The sequence below is a fragment of the Synechococcus sp. MU1611 genome, assembly GCF_020514255.1.
Classification (GTDB): domain Bacteria; phylum Cyanobacteriota; class Cyanobacteriia; order PCC-6307; family Cyanobiaceae; genus Parasynechococcus.
In genome coordinates this window covers 1-23328 of sequence record NZ_VTLC01000009.1, presented here as the reverse complement: position 1 = coordinate 23328, position 23328 = coordinate 1, and the positions used below count along the sequence as shown (strand labels likewise).

At 50.9% G+C, this 23328-nt stretch carries 21 protein-coding genes; 6 read left to right on the top strand and 15 right to left on the bottom strand.

What is annotated here, in order from left to right; genetic code table 11:
* From hemB to FZZ92_RS12810, 3 genes are read left to right on the top strand one after another with little or no spacing between them, the layout of a single operon-like run.
* Nucleotides 1-1002, top strand: a complete 1002-nt coding sequence (gene hemB, locus FZZ92_RS12820) for a porphobilinogen synthase (protein ID WP_226423380.1) — start codon at nucleotides 1-3, stop codon at nucleotides 1000-1002.
* Nucleotides 1003-1006: 4 nt separating this feature from the next.
* On the top strand, nucleotides 1007-1405 hold the full coding sequence (locus tag FZZ92_RS12815; RefSeq protein WP_166017624.1) for a VOC family protein: 399 nt from the start codon (nucleotides 1007-1009) through the stop codon (nucleotides 1403-1405).
* A complete protein-coding gene (locus FZZ92_RS12810; RefSeq protein ID WP_226423379.1) occupies nucleotides 1368-3806 on the top strand; it encodes an endonuclease MutS2 in 2439 nt (812 codons plus the stop codon). The genes FZZ92_RS12815 and FZZ92_RS12810 overlap by 38 nt, the downstream gene beginning before the upstream one ends.
* Before the next feature lie 374 nt (nucleotides 3807-4180).
* Here FZZ92_RS12810 and FZZ92_RS12805 read toward each other — a convergent pair whose 3' ends face one another.
* From FZZ92_RS12805 to FZZ92_RS12765, 9 genes are all read right to left on the bottom strand, one after another.
* On the bottom strand, nucleotides 4181-5827 hold the full coding sequence (locus tag FZZ92_RS12805; protein ID WP_226398976.1) for an alpha-amylase: 1647 nt from the start codon (nucleotides 5825-5827) through the stop codon (nucleotides 4181-4183).
* A 441-nt stretch (nucleotides 5828-6268) separates the two neighbouring features.
* Nucleotides 6269-8323 (bottom strand): PP2C family protein-serine/threonine phosphatase, encoded by a 2055-nt coding sequence (locus FZZ92_RS12800; protein ID WP_226423377.1) that lies wholly within the window; start codon nucleotides 8321-8323, stop codon nucleotides 6269-6271.
* 778 nt (nucleotides 8324-9101) lie between these two features.
* Entirely contained in the window at nucleotides 9102-9560 is a 459-nt protein-coding gene (locus FZZ92_RS12795; protein ID WP_226423376.1) for an ATP-binding protein, read from the bottom strand.
* Between the two features lie 4 nt (nucleotides 9561-9564).
* Nucleotides 9565-9888 (bottom strand): STAS domain-containing protein, encoded by a 324-nt coding sequence (locus FZZ92_RS12790; RefSeq protein ID WP_166017628.1) that lies wholly within the window; start codon nucleotides 9886-9888, stop codon nucleotides 9565-9567.
* A gap of 25 nt (nucleotides 9889-9913) precedes the next feature.
* A complete protein-coding gene (gene glgX, locus FZZ92_RS12785; RefSeq protein WP_226423375.1) occupies nucleotides 9914-12019 on the bottom strand; it encodes a glycogen debranching protein GlgX in 2106 nt (701 codons plus the stop codon).
* A gap of 6 nt (nucleotides 12020-12025) precedes the next feature.
* Nucleotides 12026-12346 carry an STAS domain-containing protein gene (locus FZZ92_RS12780; protein ID WP_226423373.1) on the bottom strand — a complete coding sequence of 107 codons (321 nt, stop codon included), beginning with the start codon at nucleotides 12344-12346 and terminating at the stop codon, nucleotides 12026-12028.
* Between the two features lie 3 nt (nucleotides 12347-12349).
* A complete protein-coding gene (locus FZZ92_RS12775) occupies nucleotides 12350-14173 on the bottom strand; it encodes an AGE family epimerase/isomerase (RefSeq protein ID WP_226423372.1) in 1824 nt (607 codons plus the stop codon).
* A 61-nt stretch (nucleotides 14174-14234) separates the two neighbouring features.
* Nucleotides 14235-14816 (bottom strand): DJ-1/PfpI family protein, encoded by a 582-nt coding sequence (locus FZZ92_RS12770; protein WP_226423371.1) that lies wholly within the window; start codon nucleotides 14814-14816, stop codon nucleotides 14235-14237.
* Nucleotides 14817-15211: 395 nt separating this feature from the next.
* Nucleotides 15212-16390 (bottom strand): ABC transporter ATP-binding protein, encoded by a 1179-nt coding sequence (locus tag FZZ92_RS12765; RefSeq protein ID WP_226423370.1) that lies wholly within the window; start codon nucleotides 16388-16390, stop codon nucleotides 15212-15214.
* A 58-nt stretch (nucleotides 16391-16448) separates the two neighbouring features.
* Here FZZ92_RS12765 and cgtA point away from each other — a divergent pair, with 58 nt between their 5' ends.
* On the top strand, nucleotides 16449-17438 hold the full coding sequence (gene cgtA, locus FZZ92_RS12760) for an Obg family GTPase CgtA (RefSeq protein WP_226423368.1): 990 nt from the start codon (nucleotides 16449-16451) through the stop codon (nucleotides 17436-17438).
* A 95-nt stretch (nucleotides 17439-17533) separates the two neighbouring features.
* On the top strand, nucleotides 17534-17716 hold the full coding sequence (locus tag FZZ92_RS12755) for a hypothetical protein (protein ID WP_226423367.1): 183 nt from the start codon (nucleotides 17534-17536) through the stop codon (nucleotides 17714-17716).
* Nucleotides 17717-17746: 30 nt separating this feature from the next.
* Here the strand turns inward: FZZ92_RS12755 and FZZ92_RS12750 are convergent, their stop codons facing one another.
* The 4 genes from FZZ92_RS12750 to FZZ92_RS12735 form a co-directional block, all read right to left on the bottom strand.
* Nucleotides 17747-17965 (bottom strand): CP12 domain-containing protein, encoded by a 219-nt coding sequence (locus tag FZZ92_RS12750; protein ID WP_115022670.1) that lies wholly within the window; start codon nucleotides 17963-17965, stop codon nucleotides 17747-17749.
* A 138-nt stretch (nucleotides 17966-18103) separates the two neighbouring features.
* Entirely contained in the window at nucleotides 18104-20005 is a 1902-nt protein-coding gene (locus FZZ92_RS12745) for an ABC-F family ATP-binding cassette domain-containing protein (protein ID WP_226423366.1), read from the bottom strand.
* The gene (locus tag FZZ92_RS12740; protein ID WP_115022666.1) at nucleotides 20002-20640 is read right to left on the bottom strand and encodes a DUF2301 domain-containing membrane protein; all 639 of its coding nucleotides are present in this window, start codon (nucleotides 20638-20640) and stop codon (nucleotides 20002-20004) included. The genes FZZ92_RS12745 and FZZ92_RS12740 overlap by 4 nt, the downstream gene beginning before the upstream one ends.
* Nucleotides 20637-21611: a glutathione S-transferase C-terminal domain-containing protein gene (locus FZZ92_RS12735; RefSeq protein WP_226423364.1), complete on the bottom strand. Its 975-nt coding sequence runs from the start codon at nucleotides 21609-21611 to the stop codon at nucleotides 20637-20639. The genes FZZ92_RS12740 and FZZ92_RS12735 overlap by 4 nt, the downstream gene beginning before the upstream one ends.
* 69 nt (nucleotides 21612-21680) lie before the next feature.
* On the opposite strand from FZZ92_RS12735, the gene FZZ92_RS12730 reads away from it, so the two are divergent.
* The gene (locus tag FZZ92_RS12730; protein ID WP_226423392.1) at nucleotides 21681-22625 is read left to right on the top strand and encodes an aspartoacylase; all 945 of its coding nucleotides are present in this window, start codon (nucleotides 21681-21683) and stop codon (nucleotides 22623-22625) included.
* Here the strand turns inward: FZZ92_RS12730 and FZZ92_RS12725 are convergent.
* Nucleotides 22592-22912 (bottom strand): hypothetical protein, encoded by a 321-nt coding sequence (locus FZZ92_RS12725; protein ID WP_115022663.1) that lies wholly within the window; start codon nucleotides 22910-22912, stop codon nucleotides 22592-22594. The genes FZZ92_RS12730 and FZZ92_RS12725 overlap by 34 nt on opposite strands.
* A gap of 27 nt (nucleotides 22913-22939) precedes the next feature.
* A complete protein-coding gene (locus FZZ92_RS12720) occupies nucleotides 22940-23086 on the bottom strand; it encodes a hypothetical protein (protein ID WP_166017640.1) in 147 nt (48 codons plus the stop codon).
* Between the last annotated feature and the right edge of the window lie 242 nt (nucleotides 23087-23328).

Genomic DNA, 23328 nt, shown 5'->3' with positions numbered 1-23328 from the left:
ATGGAGCTCACCTACCGCCCCCGTCGTCTTCGGCGTACACCCGCGCTGCGCGCCATGGTGCGTGAGCACAGCCTCTCGGCTGCAGACTTCATTTATCCCCTCTTTGTGCATGAAGGCACCGAGGTGGAGCCGATCGGTGCGATGCCAGGTGCCAGCCGTTGGAGTCTGGCCTCCCTTACCGGAGAAGTTCAGCGCGCTTTCGACCTTGGGGTGCGATGCATCGTTCTCTTCCCGAAGGTCTCGGAGGGGTTGAAAACCGAAGATGGTGCTGAGTGTTTCAACGCCAACGGCTTGATCCCGCGCGCGATTCGCCAGATCAAACAAGCCATTCCTGAGATGGCGATCATGACCGATGTCGCGCTGGATCCCTACTCCTGTGATGGTCATGACGGGATCGTCAGTCAGGACGGAGTCGTGCTCAACGACGAGACCATTGAACTGCTCTGCAAGCAGGCGGTTGTGCAGGCTGAAGCGGGTGCTGATCTAATCGGTCCCAGCGACATGATGGATGGCCGCGTTGGAGCCATCCGTGAAGCCCTCGACGATGAAGGCTTCGAACATGTGGGGATCATTAGCTACACAGCGAAGTATTCCTCCGCGTATTACGGACCCTTCAGGGAAGCTCTCGACTCAGCGCCGCGTGCCGCTGGCAGCAAGCCGATCCCCAAAAACAAAGACACCTATCAGATGGATCCCGCCAATGCTCGGGAGGCCATTACCGAAGCCCAGCTCGACGAGCAGGAGGGCGCCGACATCATGATGGTGAAGCCTGGTTTGGCCTATCTCGATATCATCCACCGCCTTCGCCAGGAATCAGAACTCCCCATCGCTGCCTACAACGTCAGTGGTGAGTATTCGATGGTCAAGGCCGCGGCGGAACGGGGCTGGATCGATGAAAAGGCCGTCGTCTTGGAGACGTTGCTGAGCTTCAAGCGCGCCGGTGCCGATCTGATTCTCACGTACCACGCTTGCGATGCAGCGGCTTGGTTGAAGGAGGCCTGATCCGATGGCAACAGTTGATCAATCGACGGGTGTGGATCGCCTCGGGCACGTGGCGATCCGCGTTGAGAATGTTGATCGGGCTGTTGCCTTCTACACCGATTTGGGGATGCGCCTGGTCTGGCGCGCCGACGATTGGTGCTACCTGGAAGCTGGGGAAGGTCGCGATGGACTCGCCTTGTTAGGCCCTGATTACAAGGCCGCTGGCCCACACTTCGCCTTCCATTTTCGCGATCGTGCTGAGGTTGATGTGATTCACGACCGTCTCAAAGCGCAGGGTGTGCACGTTGGTGCCGTCCATGACCACCGCGACGGTACGGCGTCTTTTTATCTAAAAGATCCGGAAGGCAACTGGCTCGAAATGCTTTATGAACCCCCCGGTGGCATCCCCTCCAATTGCAGTTGACTTGAGTCAAGAGGCGGACCGGGCTCAGCAGGAAACTCTTGACCTGCTCGAGTGGCGTCGCGTGTGTGACCATCTCAGCGGTTTTGCGAGCACCGGCATGGGCCGCGATGCTGCAAAAGCACAGCTGTTGCCAGCCAGCCTGGCGGAGTCGAGAACACGCCTGGCCGAGACCGTCGAAATGGCGGTGCTCGATGACCTCACGGAGGGTGGTCTCAGCTTTCGCGGGGTTCAGAACCTGATGCCGGTGGTGCTGCGCTGCAGCAAAGGGGGTGTGGCTTCCGGTGAGGAGCTTTTGGCCGTGGCGGAAACATTGGCAGCGGCCCGTCGTTTGCGCCGTCAGATCGACGAGCCCGAGCTGCGCCCGGTTTGCACCAGCCTGATTGAAACCATGGTGACGCTGCCGGAGTTGGAGCAGCGGCTCAAATTTGCCCTAGAGGAGGGTGGTCGTGTTGCTGATCGAGCCAGCTCTGCGTTGTCGGCGCTTCGGCATCAATGGCATGGTCTCCGCCAGGCCCGTCGAGACAAGCTGCAGGAGTTGCTGCGCCGCTTGGCCCCATCCCTGCAGGACAGTGTGATTGCCGAGCGTCATGGCCGTCCGGTTCTGGCGGTGAAGGCTGGTGCGGTGAGCCAGGTGCCGGGTCAGGTTCACGACAGTTCGGCCTCAGGCAGCACCCTCTTTGTGGAACCACGCTCGGTGCTCACCCTCGGCAACAAGCTGGTGGAGCTGGAATCCCGCATCCGGGATGAGGAACGCAAAGTGTTGGCGGAGCTGAGCGCTCTGGTGTCGGAGGAAGCCTCTGCCCTCAACCAACTGGTAGCCGTGCTGCGAACCCTTGATCTTGCTTTGGCTCGAGGGCGCTACGGCCGCTGGCTTGGAGGTGTGGCTCCCAAGCTTGAGGACACGAAGGACGCTCCCTTCAGCTTCACCGGTCTCAGGCATCCCCTGTTGGTTTGGCAGCACAAACGGGCGGAAGGCCCTCCGGTGGTCCCAATTTCTGTTGAGGTATCGCCGGAGCTGCGGGTGGTGGCGATCACCGGGCCGAACACGGGTGGCAAGACGGTCACTCTGAAAAGCATCGGTCTTGCTGCACTGATGGCGCGCGCCGGCATGCTCTTGCCTTGTGCAGGGCAACCTTCATTGCCCTGGTGTGCTCAGGTGCTGGCGGATATCGGTGATGAGCAATCTCTGCAGCAGAGCCTGTCCACCTTCAGCGGTCATGTGAAGCGAATTGGGCGCATTCTGGAGGCGTTGCAGCGGGGTGGTTCCCCCGCTCTGGTGCTGTTGGACGAGGTGGGTGCCGGAACTGATCCGAGCGAGGGAACGGCCTTGGCCACGGCTTTGCTCAAGGCTCTTGCTGAACGAGCCCGACTCACGATCGCCACCACTCATTTCGGTGAACTCAAGGCCCTCAAATACGACGACGCGCGTTTTGAGAATGCCTCTGTGGCCTTCAACCCTGAGACGCTGTCCCCTACCTTTGAATTGCGGTGGGGAATTCCGGGGCGCAGCAATGCTCTGGCGATCGCGACGCGGTTGGGGCTCGACCCCGACGTCCTTCAGCAGGCGCAGCAGCTTCTGGCTCCTGGAGGCGATGGTGAAGTGAACAGTGTGATTCGAGGCTTGGAGGAGCAACGTCAGCGCCAGCAGGCCGCGGCGGAAGACGCCGCAGCACTGCTGGCGCGCACCGAGCTTCTGCACGAGGAGTTGCTGCAGCGCTGGCAGAAGCAAAAGCAGCAGACCGCACAACGCCAGGAGCAGGGCCGTCAGCGGTTAGAGCAATCGATCCGCAAAGGTCAGAAAGAGGTCCGCACGTTGATTCGCCGGCTTCGTGATGAGCGTGCGGATGGGGAAACAGCGCGGAGGGCTGGCCAACGACTCCGCACATTGGAAGACCATCACCGCCCCACCCCCGAACGGCGATCACCCAAGCCAGGCTGGCGTCCGGTGGTGGGTGATCGCGTGCGGTTGCTGGCCCTTGGCAAAGCTGCGGATGTCTTAGCCATCACGGATGACGGCCTTCAACTCACGGTTCGTTGTGGGGTGATGCGCACCACGGTCGATCTGGCCGCGGTGGAGAGTCTTGACGGTCGCAAACCTGAGCCGCCCCCGAAGCCGGTGGTGAAAGTGCAAGCTCGTTCTGCAAGCGGCGCTGGTGCGCAGGTGCGCACCAGCCGTAACACTGTGGATGTGCGTGGCATGCGGGTGCATGAGGCCGAAGCCGCTGTCGAAGAACGGCTGCGCAGTGCCAATGGCCCGGTGTGGGTGATTCATGGCATTGGAACGGGCAAGCTCAAGCGTGGCCTGCGCACTTGGCTGGACACTGTGCCTTATGTGGAACGGGTGATAGATGCCGAACAGGGGGACGGCGGAGCTGGGTGCAGTGTTGTCTGGGTGCGGTGAGGGTGACTCAATCCTTCGATATGACTGTCGTCGAGTTGGCAACAACCTAAAAAAATCTATTGAGTTTTAGATCACATCAGTGATATCTCATGAGGTTTGAATTTTGTCGAATTTATCTTTAATAATAGGGAAGCTCTCGCCTCAGGGTCCCGGCAGATCATTGTCGTCAATGACTACAATGGCCTATTTTTGCTTGGCTTCTACAAGCATTGTTGCTCTAACAATCTAAGTCTTTATCGTCTCATTTTATTGCGATTAGGAGTTTGCCATGCTGATTTGCTGAGTCTGAGAATTGACAGGGATTCAAGCTGAAATCAAAAAGTGAATATTGGATATTTAACTGTTGGTTTGGTTTTATTCCACATTCATTGTTTTTAGTTGTGATGGAGTTTCAGGGCATCAACTTCTACCCATACAGATGTCGAGCCACCTTCACATCGAAAATTTGCTGAACCGTTCTCATCGGTGGTGATTGTCTCGTTGCAATATTCAGTTAAATCGACGTATGAAGTATTTGCCTTTCCTGTATTCATCGTTTTCTGTCCTCCAGGTCCATCGCTCATCAGAACTGCTAAGCCAAAGGGGTGTAATTCGGTTCCCAGTCTCGTCCAACCAATGACATCCTGGGAGTCAAAATAGTCATATTGTTCTCCATATGCAAAGTATTTTCTTGCTAGTAATAGTCGATCAATAATAAAACGATGACTTTTGATTGCTATTTCACAAAGATTTCCGTCGGCGCCATAATCTGAATATTTAGCTCCATAATAGTCAGGGTAGAAGATACAAGGATAACCTTCAGCTCTTAACAGAATGATTGAGTATGCCAATGGTTTAAACCAATCTGCTACTGGAGACTCCAACGCTTGTAATGGCTGCGTGTCGTGATTTTCTACTAATGTCACTGCTAGAAGAGGTACTTCTTGCATGAGTGTTCCATTAAGGATGGAGCCCATGTCAAAGTAACCTCCAGATTCACTAGCCTTGTGAAAATTAAAATGTAGTGGGGCATCAAACAGTGACATTTGCCCTCCTGTTCTCGATGCATAGTTGCATAAAGTGTTGATATCATAAGTCCAAAATTCCCCTACAACAAAAACATCTCTTCCTGCATAGTGTTCGATATGTTGAATCCAGTCAACGAAAAAATCACTGTTAATATGCTTGATTGCATCCAGCCTGAATCCTTTAGATCCTGTAGTGTCGAGAGTCCATTCACCCCATCTTTTGAGTTCATTTTTGACTTCTGGATGGTCTAGATCTAAATCACATCCCATTAAAAAATCATAATTACCTCGTTCACCATCTACATTCTTTTCCAGAGGTTTATCTTTGACTTGCCATACCGCTTTGGTCTGTGGTTCAAGACTGTTGTAATCAACAGAATCAAAATGATGCCATCCCCATTTCATCTCTGAATAAGTATTTCCTCGTCCAGGGAATGAGAACTCTGTCCATGCACATACTTTTCTAGCTGTACCTAGAGCATGATGACGGTTATTATCATCAAGTGGAACTGCTTCAAATTCTTCCTGTGAATCAGCCCCCATTTTGTGATTGAATACAGCATCGGCATAAATCTCAATACCATAGGCACAACATTCCCGCACTGCACTTAAGTATTCCTCCTTTGTTCCATACTTTGTTCTGATACTTCCTTTCTGATCAAATTCACCAAGATCAAAAAGATCGTATGTCGCGTAGCCGACATCCTTTGCTCCGTTCATCCCCTTATACGCTGGTGGAAGCCAAAGAGCAGTGATTCCAGCTCTAGCTAAGTTTGCGGCCTCTTCTTTTAATTTTTTCCAGTGATTACCATCGTCATCTGTATACCAATGGAACCACTGCATCATGACCCCGTTGAATTCGCCAACATTTTTTTGTGCTAGCAATGTCCGCTCATTTTCCAGAAGCCATGAACGGAGTATGTCTTTAATATCTTCATTACTAAATTGGTTGCTGCTTCCTGATCTAGGCTCCGATTTCTTGCGCAAATTTGTATGTGAGTCGGAGCTGCTCATTGTTGAAGCAATATTTATTTGATTTTACTCTCTACATCAGATCGCGCAACTTTAAAGGTTACCCTGCAAGCCACTTAACGATTAATACAAAGAAGCTGTAGCAGGTGTGAACCCAATAGCTTTTAGTTTCAGACAGGCTTTGTTTTTCGCATTATGACGTAGATCACTTTAAGTGACTCCCTGAAACGAGGCTCGGCCAACCCACGAGCACCAAGATTGAGTTTGAGTGGATCTTTAGTGCTGATCTAAGGCTCGTTTTGATTTACGCATGAGCTCCCCATTACTATTGAAATTATCTTCGCAATCAAAATATATTCTTTTAACTAATTAGCAAATGTGTCAATGAATATTCTTTAGATTCTTTAGGATTTAGCTATTTCATTTAACGTATCGGCATTGTATTGAAATTGATTTTATAACTGGTGATGTGATCACCTAAAATCATAAAATAACAGTCGCTATGGTGATGTCGTCGAATTGCTCTGCATTTTTCATGTGAGCATCTAGATCACGTACTATTTCATTTTTTAGATTTTTTGCTGAGATTTTTCGTTTTTGCATATCTTGTACAAGATCTAGAAGTCTTTGATATCCGTAGGATGTTCCTTCTGGACACCTAGCATCAACAACTCCGTCGCTATAGCCGACCAAGATTGAGTCTTCATCAAAGAAGAGGCTTTCCATCGTGTACTCGGCTTCTGGAAATAGTCCGATGGCCGGACCAGTGACTTCCAGGTTTTGTTGTACGCCCTTGGAGTTGATAAAAATGGGTTCTTCATGACCAGCCAGAACATAATCCAATCTTTTTGCCGGATGACTGATACAGCCGATGAAAACTGTTGCAAACATTGTGTCAACCTCGTGTTCTGTGCTCATGTAATTATTCACACTGCTAATTACCTCATCTAGTGGCTCATGTTCTGACTCTTCAGCACACCAGTTCTCTGCAGCATATCGAATAAGACTTCTGAAAACTGACATAAATAATGCTGCTCCGACTCCTTTGTCACATACATCTGCGACGATGATAAATGTCTTGTTATCTAAATCAAATGCATCGTACCAGTCTCCACCAGCATTGAGTGCAGGTCTCATGAATAGGCTGACATCAGGTTGCTTGCCGACATCAGAACTATCTCCAAGGAATGCCTGCTGAATTTTGCCTGCTGTACTCAATTGTTGCTGGGCTATATTATTTAATTCTTCTATTTTTTCCTTTGCTCTCTTGATATCGTCAGTTCTCCGGTTGATTTCCTTCGCAAAGCCCCCTATCTCTGTGATTGGTGATTGCTCTAATGAACGATATGCTTCCTCTGTCGGTGTATTGATTTTGTTTTTCGTCGACTTGCCTAATACAGTAAGAAACTCTCTTTTAAGGCCATATCCAATTATGATGCTAAGAATGATTCCTCCCATGGTCGTAGAATTAATAATCGGCAATGCGCCAATTGCGAACTTAAAGATTATGTCAAAATCTTGTCGCGCAGGCTTAATTAGAATGAGAGTCTTTCCATCTTTATGTAATTCTATCTCCCAGAGGCTATTTAGATATTCATTTAATTTGTCTTGTTTGACTGTGTTGTTTAGGTATAAGTTTATTGACGCCCCATCCATTTCAGCAACTTCGTAAAGGTTTCTCGAGAGTCTTGACCTTGATGTTTCCAATTTAAAGTCGTTTGGAAAATTTTGATGTCGTATTTTCCCTTGATTGTATAGTATTGTCTGAATTCCCTCTTCGCTTTGGTAAATGGCATCAGCATTTTTTTGCTTTAACTCATTCTCTAGTGTGAAGTCTAATTTTGAGGGTACTTTATCGTCCATGTCGTCAAATATGAATGCTGCAAAATTAGTCATTTCTTGGTATAAGGATTTCGCTTTTAGATTCATTGCTGTCCCATATAGCCTGTCTGCCATGAATAGAGATAAAAAGACGATGACGCTATAGATTGTCGCCAAAGCCAATGCTTGGATTGAAATACTTTCCCTGTTCTGCGATCTTCTGTTTCCCATGATTGTAACAGCCGCATATATTATATAGGCAATCAAAGTGTTCATCACTCCATTCACAATCGACTTTTGCGCTATGACAAATGCGGCTTCCTGGTTGTAGTTAGCCAAGTATGCATATGTGAAATAATAGATTGGCGCTCCTAGGAACGTCCAGAAAATAAAGTCGTATATAACAATCGTTCCCCTGCGTAAACTCCTGTCTCCACCGGGACCATTTCTTATGAAGGTCATAAGTAATATTTCCAATATATATACAATCCCCGCATATGGCTCGCCCCATAAGATATAGGTTGAAATTGCTACGGGAATAGCAATAACTAGCCCCCAAAGTCTCCGCTGCAAAAAAAGTGTTGCGAGAGCAACACTCATTCCAAATGTGAATTGTAAACCAAATAGTTGGTAGTTATTTAATGTAAGAAGGGTTGCAATGCCTGAAAGAAGGAGGGCCCAGAAGGGTAGCTTGTTGCGAAACAAAGTAGCACCCATCTGGTCGCAATGATTGTTATTGATATCCTAATCATGACTTTCAACCTTTAAGTCATTCTCTATCTTTTAATTACAAATTTTGCCAGCTTCAGCACACATCCAGCGGTCTGACAAATTCTGCTCATGCAATCACATCCCATGGGAATTTCAGTTTTTTACTCTTGTTGTAGCCACCCTGGTGGTCTCGCCTGAAACATCATCCACGACCTTCCCTAATCTGTGGAGTGGACATGTCGCCATATGACCTTCATACGCACTGGGTGACCTCATCCCGTACAAGATCTTTCATCAGTGAGTGTCTCTCATGGTTTGCTGTTCAATGGCAATGGATGGCGTCTGAGGTGCTCATATATCTCGCAGGCGACATTCTTTGTTTCACAAGTGAGCATGGTCCTGCCTAAGTGCTTCACATAGAGTTTCTCAGAAGATCTGTATTCAGACCTTAATATGATCCAGCGTATAGTGATGGCGGATCTCAAGAATGTCGGCTTCCTTTAATTGATCGATTTCTCTGGATCTGTGGAGATATGCCTTGAGCTATTTCTTACAAGGCCTGGGCGAGAGGATCGGCAACCAAGGTATGAGGTCGCCCTGAAGTTCCATGATCGTTTAGATGGGATAATGCTTTGCCTTATACGCCATCTCAAGCACTGTAAAGAGTTTTTTAGCTCTTGTTTGATACTTAATAGAACTTCCTGTGATGCTGTAAATCATTCGCCATTAACTTGATTGTCTGATATAGCTGTAAATTAAGGGCTAGACTGGCAGGAAAACTTGTTTACTCTATTTGCATACTTAGTTGGTTCTTGTTTATACCGTCTATCCATTCGTAGCTTGCAATGTCTACAGATTGTTTGATGAGAAAAACTCCCAGTCCTCCAATCGCTCTGTCATTGATATGTTGATCAACATCTACATCGCTTTCCCTGTCAAAGCCGGGATCAAACTCCTTCCCGTTGTCCTCTGTTTGCAGTGTAAAAAGCTCTATATTTTGATTTTTGCTAATGCCACATGATACTTTTAGATTAATTGCTCTGCTGCCTTCTAACTCATTTGCTGCCTTGATGATATTTGAAATAAGTTCTTCGTAGGCTAATTTTAACTTATAGATTTTCGTTTCGTCCTTCAAGGCTTTGTGAATTGCTAAAGATGCCATTTCAATAAAGACATCCCAGTTGTCCATCGAAGCTGTTTCTTCGACAAGGAATGAGAATTCATGTGCTGGGATGCATGGCATAGCTTCAGATTTCTTCTTCGCTGGATACAAACACCACTGCTTGAGAGAGTCCAGTTTTTTTGACTGTATCGACAATCATTTCTGAGGCACCAATCAAATACAGTCGTCCTGTGTGTGGCATTTTCTGTTTCGCAAATACAATTGCTCTTAGGCCGGCGCTACTCATAAATGCAACTTCACTGAGGTTAAGCCGCAGCTCTGATAATTCTTTAAGCTCCAAAGCAGTCAATTCTTTAAGTAGTTCTGGAGCTGTCTTGGTGTCAACGTCTCCTGCAATGTTCAGGGTGACGATGCTCTCTGCTGGAGTGACCTTGATTGTGAGTGGCATTGTTTTGCTTTGTTTTTGTTTGGATCTACGTCTCTTTTGGAGACGCAGTAAAAATCACCATTGATCTTTCCCCTACCAGGATACCCGTGTCTCCAAATGAAGCTGGCTTCTTCAGATATGGTTCATCTTGATTACCAGTATTGAAGCAGATATTCCATTCATAGATTTCAGGTAATTGTGGCAGATCAAACCATGTTGCGTAGTGTGCGGAGTTCGCGGCAACGTAGACGATGTCTGACTGACTGTTTTCTGTTTGAGTACTCATCATCCAAGCGAGTTGTCTAGATTCCTCACTCCAATCAACACTCCATGGTTTGGTTCCATGGAAGCTGCAGCTTGGGAAGAGATCACTTCCTGCATGATCAAAACGATTCACCCTTAAGCATGGGTGTGCATGTCTGAAAGCAATCATGCTCCTTGTAAACTCGAAAAGAGCCTTATTGCTTTCAAGCAAATTCCAGTCTACCCACGAGATTGGTGAATCAATGCAGTAGGCATTGTTATTACCATGTTGTGAACGTCCAAACTCATCACCCATTAGTAGCATCGGAGTACCACGACTGGTCATAAGCAGTGCTATGGCATTCATTGCCTGCTTGTTCCTAAGTTTTAGAATTTCTGGGTTATCGGTCCAACCTTCAGCACCGCAATTCCAGCTGTGGTTATCATCACCACCATCTCTGTTGAATTCTCCATTAGCCTCATTATGTTTTTGATCAAATGAAACTAGGTCTGAAAGTGTAAAACCATCGTGGCATGTTATAAAATTGATTGAAGTTGCCTGTGATCGTCCATTCCATTGGTATAAGTCGGGTGAACCTTGAACTCTCTGTGCAAGTTCTCCCACCTGTGCAGAATCACCCTTCAGGAATCGGCGCGCTGTATCCCGATATTTTCCGTTCCATTCAGACCATCGTCCAAATGCGGGAAATGTTCCCACTTGATACAATCCGCCTGCATCCCATGCTTCGGCTATCAGTTTGCACGAGGAGAGGATTGGATCAAATGCTAAGGATTCGAGCAATGGTGGGTTGCTAAGCGGTGCCCCCCATGGGTCTCGTCCGAGAATACTGGCGAGGTCGAATCTGAATCCATCAATATGGTATTCGCTTGCCCAGTATCTTAAACAGTCGAGAACTAAATTCCTCACAACAGGGTTATTGCAATTTAAGGTATTTCCTGTGCCGCTAAAATTGTAGTAATAGCCTTCTGGCGTTAACATGTAATATATTTTGTTGTCTAATCCTTTAAATGAGATTGATGGTCCATATTCATTTCCTTCTGCAGTGTGATTAAAAACAACATCTAGTATTACTTCTATGTCGGCGCGATGTAATTCTTTGATCAGTTGTTTGAACTCGTCAACTTGCATCCCAAACTTTCCGGTTGATGCAAAACCAGCTTTTGGTGCAAAAAAGGCAACTGTGCTGTATCCCCAATAGTTGTACAGCCGTTCTCCTGTATCAGGATGGATTCTTGAATTTTCGAATTCATCAAATTCGAACACAGGCATCAATTCAACAGCGTTGATGCCTAGGCTTTTAAGGTATGGAATTTTTTCTACTATTCCTGCATAAGTGCCTTTAAATTTAGCGCCAGATGTTTCACTTTGCGTGAATGATCTAACGTGCATCTCGTAAATTACGAGATCTTCGTCATTGGTTTCAAGTGGCGAATCTCCCTCCCAATCAAAATCATCAAACGAAATTCTTGATCTGTGCTGGTACTGGATTTCCCAGTTGGGTTCCACACCCCATTCCTCCCTTCCTGAGGTTGCCCTCGCGTAAGGATCCATGAGGATGTTATCCCCGTTGAAACGATGCCCAGCCTCTGGTAAATATGGGCCCTCTATTTTATAGCCATATTCGATGTCTTCGTAGTCCAGATCGAAAACCACGATTGAGTAAACATCTCCGATCCTGTAATGGTCGGGTATTTTTATTTCTTTAATGATCTTTTTATCGGAACGGCTGATTAACACGAGAGTGCATGAAGTTCCAGCCGATGTATAGACTGAAAAATTCAACCCCCCAGGAACAGTTGACACCCCAAAGGGCAGTGGTTTTCCAGGTCTAACCCTATATCCTTCGATGGTTTGACTTGGCTGATTGTCAATCCGTTCGATTTCCATTTGTTGTTAAGGCAATGATTCAATAGAGTCGTATAGCTTGAAATATTGCAAGAAACCAGTAACTTTCATCGTGTCTTGGATTTCATTAGCCACTCCAATTAATGCCAGATCGACTTTCATTGAGGTTGTTTTTCTTTGAAGCGTTAATAACGTTCTCAGTCCTGCGCTGGACATAAATGGAACCTTTTCCAAGTCCAATGCAACTGCTGTATCTTCTACAAGCTTTTCATCTATAAAATCACGCAGTGTTGAGACTGTTTTCGAGTCAATCTCTCCTGTTACCTTGATGACTTGCCAGTTTTTAATGAGCTCTTGTTGTACTTCCATGGCTCAAACTGTTGCTACGGTTACTTTGACTTTGAGTCTTGTATCTGATTTTGGTAACTGAACGGTTAGCGCGTTGGCGTCAAAGTTGTCATATTCTTTGCCATCGATTTCACACCCAATGATTTTGATTGACCCCTTGGGAAGGATGTCTGGTTCAACTCTTAGTGTCCTGTCCTTAAATCCGTTCGGAAGTGGCTTAAAGAAAAGATCTAATGGACGTTTTTTGATCATCAGATCAATGTATACCGTTGAGAGGAAGCAAAGTTCAGTCGAGTGATATGCACTCATTGAATGACTGCCCTTATAACGTTCAGTCCCCATCAAATAAGGCACACCATTGGCCAACACATTGAAATAGACACCACCATCGTTGTTGTCAAGGAAAAATGCGTTGTAATAGGCGGCACTTTCATCGGAATACTTCTTATATTCTTGCTTTTCGGGCATGTGACCTTGAAGAATCAGGTAGGCGAGGATACCTTGCTCCTGCTGCCACCAGGCCTTCCTATCGTGCCATGCATATCGATGAAATTTTTCGTCCTCTCCCAATACTCTCTCAACTACGTCATACCAACCAAACCGCTGAGAATCATATCCTTTATCAGGCATCAATGCAGCAATCTTTTCGGCAATTTCCACGTACTTCTCTTTTGGCATTTCTGAATAGAAACGCATGAGGTTCCAAGCGATTTTTAGGTTATGGCCAACAACCGCACGATTCTGTTGCCAGCCCCATGTTTGATCTTTGCTCCAATCGTCAAAGAACTTCTCTTGGACAAATGGGCTTTCGTCGTAATCGGGAAAATGATCAGTGATAGTGTCAAATGTGTCTTCCAGGAACTTTTTGTATTTTTCCTCACCCGTAGCCAAATATAAATTAATCAGATATGCCGGAGCGTGGTCACCAACTGAATTCCAGTTCTTCTTGGCTTTGTTTCGTCCAAGAGACTCCTCATGAGCACTCAGTGTTACGGCATGGATGTGGGAGTAGTAACCACCTTTGTCGTTATCTTTAAAGCATTCATCAAACAGTGCTACGGTCTTTTCCGTATCTGCCATAATTTCGGGATCACCATTCAGGCGATATGTCTGTACGGGCCCTGCCAATGCATAAATTTGCTCGTAGGCAGGAATGCAATCATAGTCATCACCAAACTCAGAAACGAGAAGTTTTTGCTCTTCTCCGTCTTTGCCCACTTTTAGTCCGTGATACCAATAGATTAAACCTGTATCAGTATCTGTGAATTTCATTTTATCTCTTAGGTACTTCGTTCCCTTTTCGGCTGCATCCAAATACATGTCCTTGCCTGTCAGCATGTAGGCGCATGCCATCCCATACACCATTCTCGAAATAGTATCTGTTTCTTGCAGATAATCTTCGCTCTTTTTGCCTCCTGTCAGACTGATGACAGTTCGGTAGTTTTGATAATCAATTGGATGCTCAGGAGCATTAAATTGCCATTTGCAATATGAAGATGCTATCTGATCAATTTGATTGATCCACCAACCCTGTTCGTCCGCGTAGCGATAGTGGTTAACATCTTCACCGGCGAAGACCATGTAGTTTATTTCAAACTTGACCTTGTTTTCTGGATAGAATGTTCCATAGGCAAATATCATCTGCCCTTTCTTCAAAAGCTTTCCTAGATCAGCACTGTTCCAACCTTCACCGAGATTTTGCGTTCCCCGTGCATAAGTGTTTCCAGTAATTTTGCATTCGTACTGGCGTCCGTCCGAAGTTTCAATCCCAACAATTTTACTAGATTCTTCGTAGGAAGTGACGTAGCCGGAAATCAGGTCTGAGAAGGAGAAGCCAAGAGTGTTCATGATTTTAAAATCTGGATCTAGGAGTTTTTACTTTGTTGGAAGGGTCTTGATCACCTCGCCATCAGATGGCGTTGATCACATCCTTGAATTTTTCGACAAACACATCGACGCATCCAGGATGTTTTCCTGTGATTAGTAGGCCTTGTTGATGGAGTTCAATTGTTTCTCCTTCTTTAATCATGATTTCGGCTCCTGCATTGGCGACATCACAAACGATGTTGTGTGCGCATGTCACTTCCCTTCCCTTTAAGAGTTTTGTATCAGCACAGAACAGCCACAGCGAGTGACAGATTGTCCCTATTGCTAGTCGTCCGTTATCCATTAAGTCAACTGCTTGCCTCAAGAGCTCGACGGCAGGCGCTTTATTCTTTTCTCCCAATTTCGGTTCGTAGCGAAGTCGGTCCATCGCATAACCTCCGATTAAGATCAATCCAGCATATTCATCCAGATTTACCTTGCTGACGCAAGTTCCTACCTCTACTTTACTTGTCTTGTCGTTACCCTCAAACGTGAGTGAATCGTTACCCCATAAATATGATGCGTATTCAACTTCGATGCCTTGCTTTGGGAAGAATTCATTAAAGACGTTGTATTCAGTTTCGTCATAATGCTCTTCCACCAACACCAGAACTTTCTTGCCCATTGACATCGTTCAGATCTTTCTCAAATTAGCAATTCATCTCATATTTGCCTTTATGTCATAAATATTTATCTATATTTTTTCTTTGTTTTTAAGCTTTTGGTCATACTTGGTTCCCTTATTCATTGCTTTCTTCTCCTTTTCCTTGTTTCGCCTTTGACTCCTCCTGCCTGTTTGGTGTTGAAATGAGGATTTATAAAGCCTTTGGTTTCTCCTTGACTGCTTTTTGGCTCTCTTGTAGCTAGTTAAGCCATCGCCATTATTTCGCTTTTCCGCCTTTGCTGCATCTTGTTCTCACAGTTTTTAGTTGTAATCCTGCAGCGATTATCAGCTTGCATATCTATTTCTGGTCGTAATTGTTTGCAGTCTTGAGTTGTTCGTGTTTTTTGTCTGTGTTTTTACTTTATGGCTTCTCCGTCATTCCCAAATAATCTCCATTTCCTTGGGTTGGATTCCAGGTTGATTTGATCGCCTGGGCTCACATTGACTTCCGGCGTGCTTCTTACCTGTATTAGATGCCCTCCATTTTCGAGTCGACAGGTCAAGATCTGTTCATTCCCTAGGCGTTCGCAATGGCTCACTTTTGCTTTCAAGTTTCGGTTCGTCGCGGGTGCCACATGCCAATGTTCTGGTCTCAATCCAGCAGTGAGCTGTTCGCCTTCTTTTTGCAGTAATTGCTCCATCATTTCCCCCTCAACTTGTATACGTTTCCCGCCCAGGATGAGGGTGCCGTTCGGTCCCACAGTGACCGGCATCAGGCACATCGGTGGGCTCCCTATGAATTGGGCGACGAAGATATTGGAGGGCCATTGGTACAACTCCATGGGCGTCCCAAGTTGTTGCAATCGCCCTTGGTTTAGTACCGCGATGCGGTGTCCCATGGTCATGGCTTCGACTTGGTCATGGGTGACATAAACAGTTGTTGTCCCCAGTTCTCGCTGCAGTTCGACAATCCTTTGACGTGTGCTCGTTCTGAGCTTGGCGTCCAGATTGCTGAGGGGTTCATCCATTAGGAACACCTCAGGATTTCGCGCCATGGCCCGTCCGAGGGCGACCCGTTGTTTTTGGCCACCAGACAGTTCCTTCGGCCATCTGTCGAGCAAATCAGTCAATTCCAGTGATCTGGCGACGGTGTCAATCCTGGCCTCGATCCTTTGCTCCCTGACAGATCGCACACGCAGTGGATTTGGTAACGATCGCGTGGCTCGAAAGGCTTGATCCTGGATGCGTTGGAGTGTGGATCTCGATTGGCTTCTTCGTAGGCCGAAGCTGAGGTTGTCCCGCACACTGAGATGAGGGTAGAGCGCGTAGCTCTGGAACACCATCGCGACGTTGCGGCGCGCTGGCGGCACATCGCTGATGGGCCGGGTTCCGATCCTGATCTCGCCGCTTGTGGGCCTGTCAAGACCAGCGAGGAGTCGGAGCAAGGTGCTTTTGCCGCAACCCGAGGGGCCGACCAGCACCAAGAATTCGCCATTTTGGATTGTCAGATTCAACTGACGAATCACTTCAACGGGATCCCCACCGCCGCGTGCTGGGTAGGTCTTGCTGAGGTCTTCGAAACGGACGCCGGCCAACGGCAGAACTGCATCGGCTGAATCTTAGGGTTATGGATTGGATTGAGCCGGCAGCACCGTGCAGTTCATCGATCAGGCACGGATCACGGTCCGAGGTGGGCGCGGCGGCGACGGTATCGCTGCTTTCCGCCGAGAGAAGTACGTGCCTGCTGGAGGTCCCTCCGGCGGTGACGGCGGCAATGGGGCACCTGTGGTCCTTGAGGCTGACAGCAACCTGCAAACTCTGCTCGATTTCAAATACAAACGCCTGTTCGCTGCCGATGACGGTCGGCGTGGTGGTCCGAACAAGTGCACCGGTGCCTCGGGAAAGGATCTGGTGATCAAGGTGCCTTGCGGCACCGAAGTCCGACACCTGCGGACCGGCATCCTTCTTGGTGATCTCACGACTCCGGGCGAGCGTCTCACCGTCGCTTTCGGTGGCCGTGGTGGTCTGGGCAATGCCCACTACCTCAGCAATCGCAACCGTGCGCCTGAGAAATTCACTGAGGGCCGTGAGGGTGAGGAATGGCCCCTGCAGCTGGAACTCAAGTTGCTTGCTGAGGTGGGCATCATTGGTCTTCCCAATGCCGGAAAGAGCACCTTGATCGCCGTGCTGTCTGCTGCGCGACCCAAGATTGCCGATTACCCCTTCACCACGTTGGTCCCGAACCTTGGTGTTGTACGCCGACCCAGTGGGGATGGAACTGTTTTCGCCGATATTCCGGGGCTTATTGAAGGGGCTGCCCAGGGTGCAGGTCTTGGGCATGATTTTCTGCGTCACATCGAGCGCACCCGCCTGCTGATCCACTTGGTTGATGCCGGTGCTGAGGATCCTGTGGCTGACCTGCACGTTGTCGAGCAGGAGTTAGAGGCCTATGGCCATGGCCTCGTCGATCGACCGCGTTTGTTGGCAATTAACAAGCAGGAGCTGGTCTTAGAGGAGGATCTCCCCAAGCTTCTCAAGGATCTTCAAACAGCGAGCGGTCGCCCTGTGTTGAGCATTTCCGCTGCAATGGGAGCCAACCTTGATCAGTTGCTGGCATCCACTTGGGCGGAGCTCGGGGTTTGAGTCAGATCGCACCAAATGTTTCCGTGTTTTCGGCCACACGGATGCTTGTGGGATATGCGATGTAGAGCCATAACGGGAGTGGTCTCTCGCATGACATGACCTTCTATACCTGTCTCGACAACAAAGGCGACGTGATCGCTCGTTGCCAAACGAAAGAGGACATTGTGGTACTCCAGCGGATGGGTCGACCCATCGCTGAAGTCAAGCAAATGCGCAAAGAGGAGGCTGTCGTCTGCAGCCTGACCGGCAGCCCCTCCGACTACAACGAGGACTACTAAGTCCCCGTTGGATTCCCTGGGCTCGTTGCCTTAGTCGTCGTAGACGCGGCACTCATCTGCATCGGGATTGGCCTCGCAATGCAGCTCAAGGGAGGTGGGGTCGTGGCTGTCGCCGGGGTGATGCTCCTTGTATTCCTCCAGCGACTTGAGCTCTTCGGTGAGGTGACGAACCTTGGCATCGTCTCCAGCAGCTTTGGCTGCTTGGATCTCCGATTGATCCTTCTGGATGTGCTCTTCGATGGACTTCATAAATACAGACCGTGGCCTCGTCTCACCTTACGGCGATTCATCGGTTTTGGAGTGGTGGAATCCACCCCCATGACCTTCCGACAACGTTGACTTGAAGCGGTGGTATCCGTGGCTACCGCTACCGGCTCAGATCGTTGTTCATGGCGCTAATTCGCTGAGTTCCAACCAGCGTTCTTCGGCCTGTTCGATTCGGGAGATTAGATCAGCCAAATCCAGGCTCAGCTTCGCCATATCAGCACCCTCTCGTGTCATTTGCTGTTCAAGATTGCCTTTCTGCAGCTCCAGTTCTGGGAGCTGTTGGTCAAGACGAGCAAGCTCCTTGTTTTCCTTGAAGTTCCGACGACGCGGGCCCTCGCGCTTGGTTTCGCGGCTGCGTTCCTGTTTTGGGGCGGAGGGTTTGGACACCACGTTCTGGTTCCGTTCCTCTTGGCGTTGCCGCTCAAGAAACGCGCTGTAGTTCCCTTCAAAACGGTTCAGCCGTCCTTCTTCAAAGGAGAACAAACGATCGACGGTGCGATCGAGGAAGTAACGGTCATGGGAGACAACAATCACGCAGCCCCGGAAGTCCTCGAGAAAGTCTTCGAGAACACTGAGGGTTTGGACATCGAGATCGTTGGTGGGTTCGTCCAGTAGCAGCACGTTGGGCGCCTGGATCAGCATTCGGCAGAGGGTGAGTCGCCGGCGCTCGCCTCCAGAGAGCTTGGCCAAGGGGCTGTGCTGCTGGGCGGGTGGAAACAGAAAGCGTTCCAGCAGTTGTGATGCGGTGACCTGCTCACCCCCCAGATCGATACGGCTGGCCGCTTCCTCGACAAATTCGATCACCTTGCGTTCGAGTCCTTTGCCTTGGTCGAAGGCGTCGGTGTGCTGGTCCAGGTAGCCGATGTGAACGGTTTCCCCAAGGCGAAGAGACCCCTGGGTGGGCTCTCTCCGTCCAGCAATGAGATCGAGCAGGGTGGATTTGCCGCTGCCGTTGGGGCCGATGATGCCAATGCGGTCTTCTGGGCTGAAGCTGTAGCTGAAGCCATCCAGCAGAAGGTGGCCTTCGCTGGAGCCGTCGGCTGTCACGCCAACCGCCTCGGCTTCAATGACCTGTTTTCCGATGCGACGGCTGATGCCGTTCATCTCGAGCTTCGCCTTGGCTTGGTTCGGTTTCTGCTCGCGCATCGCTTCGATGCGTTGCAAGCGCGCTTTTTGTTTGGTGCTGCGGGCCTTGGGACCCTGCCTTAGCCATGCCAGTTCACGGCGCAGCACACTTTTGAACTTGGCCGCTGACGCCGCTTCCGAGGCGTCTTCTTCTGCTTTGTGTTGCAGAAAGGTGCTGTAGTTCCCCTGGTAGGTGCGCGCTTGACTTCGGTCGACCTCCACCATTCGCCGTGTCACCCGATCGAGCACGTAGCGGTCATGGGTGACCAGCACCAGGGCGCCTGGATAGCGATCCAGCCAGCTCTGTAACCACTCCACCGCGGCGGCATCGAGGTGGTTGGTGGGTTCATCCAGCAACAGCACATCTGGGCAGGCCACCAGGGCTGACGCCAGTCCCACCCGTTTGCGATAGCCCCCGGAGAGGTCGTCGACCGGGCGTTGGAGATCGCTGATGCCTAATTTTTGCAGCACTTCCCGGCATTGCTGCTCCAGGCTCCAGGCTTCCTCTTCATCCATCCGTTGGCTGAGCTGACCCAGCTCCGAGAGCAGAGCTTCATTGCTGGGGTCTGCGGCAACCGCGTCGCTGAGGGAGCTGAATCGCAACAGCAGATCCCGTTTGGCACCGCAGCCTTCCAGCACCTGTTCCAGCACAGATAGCCCAGGGGTGATGCGACTCTCCTGGCCCACAAGCTCCACTCGAAGCCGGGGTGAACAGCGGCGTTCCCCCTCACCGAGCGGCTCCTTCCCCGCCAGAACTTTCAACAGGGTGGATTTGCCGCTGCCATTGGGGCCGATTAGCCCCAGCCTTTCACCTTCCCTGATGTGGAGATCGAGGCCGGAGAAGAGGGTGCGGATTCCAAAATCCTTGGCGGCACCCACCAGGCTGATCAGACTCACGGCGTGCCTGCTGGCAGTTGACCGTCCAGATAAGCAAACACACTTTTATCGCCCACATCTGCTGCCGCATCCATGCCGAATTTCCGCAGGGCCAGCAGCACCAGCAGCAACGCTGCACTCTCCAACAAGACCAGGCAGAAAGACCCGCTGATCAGGCCCAGCAGATGTCCCAGCAGTGCTGCTGGCAGTAGCAAGGTCAGACCGATGGCTTCGGGTCTTTGGAAGCAGAAAAACTCTTTGAAGCCGATCCCTGCCAAGGCTGCGAACAGGGGGCCGACGGCCAGGATCCACAACGGCTGATCTCGCAGGGTGGCAAGGGCTGTGGAGGGCCCTGCATGCATCAGCAGGGCGCCCCAACCGATGCAACCGGTGAGCCAAAACAGTTGAAGAGCGCGGTGCAGAGGGCGGAGATAGATGTGAATCCAGCGCAGGGACAGCCCCAGTGCAGTGGCGATCGGAAGCACCCAGACCCAAGCCCAGGTGCTTCCGATTTGCCACCACTGCAGCAGTCCAGCGGCCAGGCTGAGGCCAGTGATCAACAGGGCGATCCGATAGGAACGCACCTCCTGGCGGTCGATATCTGTGATGGAGTAGGTGCCGTAGACACCGTCAAAGGTTGGATCTGCGCTGGTCATCCCGACGGAGCCGTGCTGTTTACCAGTGTGCTCAGGTCTGGACCGGCTGGAACTATCCCACCGGGATTGAGGGGAAATAAGGCGCCGAAATAGTCCTGCCGCCAAGCGTTGCCGTCGCAGGTGTCGGCGATGCCAGGCAAGGCGTACAGCCGTTGTCGCCAATGCCAGAGGTTCGGGTAGTGCCAGAGCGGGCGCCGACTACAGCCAAACAGTGGTGCGTAGACCAGCTCCCAGCGGATCAGTGTGGGGAACAGCCGCACATCCGCCAGGCTCAATGTTGTGCCACACAGCCATGGGCCGTTGGTCTCCAGGCTCTGCTCCACCGTATCGAGGGCAGCGAAGAGATCGGCTTCGGCGCGGTCGTAGGCCGCTTGATTGCGGGCGAAACCACAGCGGTAAACACCGTCATTCACCGCTGGTTGCAGCAGGGCTTGCCAGGCCTCGATCCTGTCGGCCGACTGCGGCGGTGCGAGGTCGATGACTGAGCCTTTGAGCGGCCAGCGGTTCAACAGCTCCACCAGTGGAGCACTGTCGTTGCCCAGCAGGGTGCGGGTCTTGGGGTCCACCAGAACAGGAACGGTGGCCCGGTAGGTCGGTGGTGCGCCGCAGTGCCGGTACAGCGCTAGAAGCGTGTCGCAGCCTTCCCAGGCGGGGTTGAGCGCCCAGCGCCCGGCGTTGTGATCCGCTGTCGCGACCAGGAGGTTGACGCTGTCTTGAAGATTGCGCAACTGATGCACCAACCAGGTGCGATGCGCCCAGGGACAACTGCGCCCGATCACGAGGAGAGGGCGTTGAGTTTGGCTGCGTTGGATCAGCTCCTCGCGGTTCAGGGTCGGTGGGGGGAGCGGATCGCTGCTCGGGCGGGTGTAATTGCCTCCGGTATCGGCTGGTCCCAGCCCACCCATGAGCCGTTGCCATTGCCATCGCCAGCCGCAACGGGCGGCACTGACCACAACAGGTGGGATCGACATGGCTCGGTTTGGATCGCTTTTATCTTCGCTGGGAGTCGTGCTTCAGTCAGAACCCCGAGCGCTATGTCCATGACCAGCTGTGGCGTTCTGGTGGTGGCCGGCACCCATGGGAATGAGGTGAATGCCCCCTGGTTGCTGCAGCAGTGGCAGGCCAACCCTGATCTGATTGATGCGGCTGGGCTGCTGGTGCAGAGGGTGATCGGCAACCCCGAGGCGTTGCACCGTCGCTGCCGCTATGTCGATCGCGACCTCAACCGCTGTTTTCTCCCGGATCTTTTGGATCGGGAGACCTCTGGATTGGAATTCCAGCGAGCAGGCGAACTCCTTCGTCTTCACGGCTTCAACGGAGAGCAACCGTGTGCCGTGGCACTTGATCTGCACAGCACCACAGCAGCCATGGGCAATTCACTGGTGGTTTACGGGCGTCGGCCTGCCGATCTTGCCCTCGCCGCTCTGGTTCAGGAGGCTCTCGGCCTGCCGATCTATCTGCATGAAGCGGATGCCCAGCAGACTGGCTTCCTGGTGGAATGCTGGCCCTGCGGACTGGTGATTGAGGTGGGCCCCGTGCCTCAAGGTGTACTGAACGCCAAGATCGTTGAGCAGACCCGTCTTGGCTTGGAAACCTGCCTAAGGGCCTTGGACCAGGTTCGTCAGGGATCAGCCCGGCTTCCGGGTGCTCTTGTGGTGCATCGACACTTGGGGAGTCGCGATCTTCCGAAGGGCGAGGACGGTGAACCGCTTGCCCTTGTTCATTCCGAGCTTCAAGGGCGCGACTGGCAGAGCATCGCTTCTTCGCAGGCCATGTTCAGAGCTGCGGACGGGACGGATCACGGTGAGCTCTGGGTTGATGGCGAGATCCCGGTGTTTGTGAACGAAGCGGCCTATGCCGAAAAAAGCATCGCCTTTTCCTTCACGCGCCGCGAGGTCTGGCCTGTAGAGGAAGCCTGGCTGCCGGCATTGCAGCAGCTGTTGTGCCCAGCTCAACCACAGGCCCAGACACCCTTGCCCTCTTGAGAGCAGATCAGATTGCTCGTCTGGCCGTCGGCCCAGTACATCCGAAGTCGGTCATCCTCGGTGCCGATCCGCAAGGTGAGGGAGCGGAGGGGGCCTGCCGGGGTCTTGCTGTCGGGAGATCTCAGTGCCTCAAGCTCCTGCTCCAGCTGGTTGAGCCGTTGCTCAAGCTGTTCAAGCGAAGCGCGCGCGTTGGCGTCTGGCTTGTCGCTGCCGGAGGGCAACAGCCCACAGCTGGTCAGGCCAACGGAAGCAACCCCAAGGCAAAGCAGTTGGATTAAACGCTGCATGGGCCCTCACTAATTGGCCCCAGCCTCTCAGCAGTAATGGCCTCGGGCCAGCCGTTCACTCCAATAAACCGTTGCACCCTGAGCCTCCAGCTCCATGCGCCTGTGACGGGCCTGAGCCAGGGGAACGGTCTCCTCCAGGCGATGGCCGGCTTGCATCCAGCGGATCAGAACCAAAGATTGCCCTGGTGAGTCTCATGAATCTTAAGTCTTTCGGAAACCTTGTTCTGGCGATGCGTCCTGCTTCGGCGTTGGTTTCGCAAACTGCCGACACACAGCGCAAACTGTGGACACACAGCGCAAACTTCCGTTACACTTGCCATCAGGCAGGGCTCTCCTGCCCTTCCTTAAACCGTTCCTTCGGGAACATTTCTTTCCGTTCTCATGACCACCACCCTCCAGCAGCGCTCCGGCGCTTC

Excerpts from the sequence above, each read along its gene's own strand:
- hemB (WP_226423380.1), top strand. The coding sequence starts at position 1 with ATGGAGCTCACCTACCGCCCCCGTCGTCTTCGGCGTACACCCGCGCTG.
- FZZ92_RS12815 (WP_166017624.1), top strand. The coding sequence starts at position 1,007 with ATGGCAACAGTTGATCAATCGACGGGTGTGGATCGCCTCGGGCACGTG.
- FZZ92_RS12810 (WP_226423379.1), top strand. The coding sequence starts at position 1,368 with ATGAACCCCCCGGTGGCATCCCCTCCAATTGCAGTTGACTTGAGTCAA.
- FZZ92_RS12805 (WP_226398976.1), bottom strand. The coding sequence starts at position 5,827 with ATGAGCAGCTCCGACTCACATACAAATTTGCGCAAGAAATCGGAGCCT.
- FZZ92_RS12800 (WP_226423377.1), bottom strand. The coding sequence starts at position 8,323 with ATGGGTGCTACTTTGTTTCGCAACAAGCTACCCTTCTGGGCCCTCCTT.
- FZZ92_RS12795 (WP_226423376.1), bottom strand. The coding sequence starts at position 9,560 with ATGCCATGCATCCCAGCACATGAATTCTCATTCCTTGTCGAAGAAACA.
- FZZ92_RS12790 (WP_166017628.1), bottom strand. The coding sequence starts at position 9,888 with ATGCCACTCACAATCAAGGTCACTCCAGCAGAGAGCATCGTCACCCTG.
- glgX (WP_226423375.1), bottom strand. The coding sequence starts at position 12,019 with ATGGAAATCGAACGGATTGACAATCAGCCAAGTCAAACCATCGAAGGA.
- FZZ92_RS12780 (WP_226423373.1), bottom strand. The coding sequence starts at position 12,346 with ATGGAAGTACAACAAGAGCTCATTAAAAACTGGCAAGTCATCAAGGTA.
- FZZ92_RS12775 (WP_226423372.1), bottom strand. The coding sequence starts at position 14,173 with ATGAACACTCTTGGCTTCTCCTTCTCAGACCTGATTTCCGGCTACGTC.
- FZZ92_RS12770 (WP_226423371.1), bottom strand. The coding sequence starts at position 14,816 with ATGGGCAAGAAAGTTCTGGTGTTGGTGGAAGAGCATTATGACGAAACT.
- FZZ92_RS12755 (WP_226423367.1), top strand. The coding sequence starts at position 17,534 with ATGACCTTCTATACCTGTCTCGACAACAAAGGCGACGTGATCGCTCGT.
- FZZ92_RS12750 (WP_115022670.1), bottom strand. The coding sequence starts at position 17,965 with ATGAAGTCCATCGAAGAGCACATCCAGAAGGATCAATCGGAGATCCAA.
- FZZ92_RS12740 (WP_115022666.1), bottom strand. The coding sequence starts at position 20,640 with ATGACCAGCGCAGATCCAACCTTTGACGGTGTCTACGGCACCTACTCC.
- FZZ92_RS12735 (WP_226423364.1), bottom strand. The coding sequence starts at position 21,611 with ATGTCGATCCCACCTGTTGTGGTCAGTGCCGCCCGTTGCGGCTGGCGA.
- FZZ92_RS12730 (WP_226423392.1), top strand. The coding sequence starts at position 21,681 with ATGACCAGCTGTGGCGTTCTGGTGGTGGCCGGCACCCATGGGAATGAG.
- FZZ92_RS12725 (WP_115022663.1), bottom strand. The coding sequence starts at position 22,912 with ATGCAGCGTTTAATCCAACTGCTTTGCCTTGGGGTTGCTTCCGTTGGC.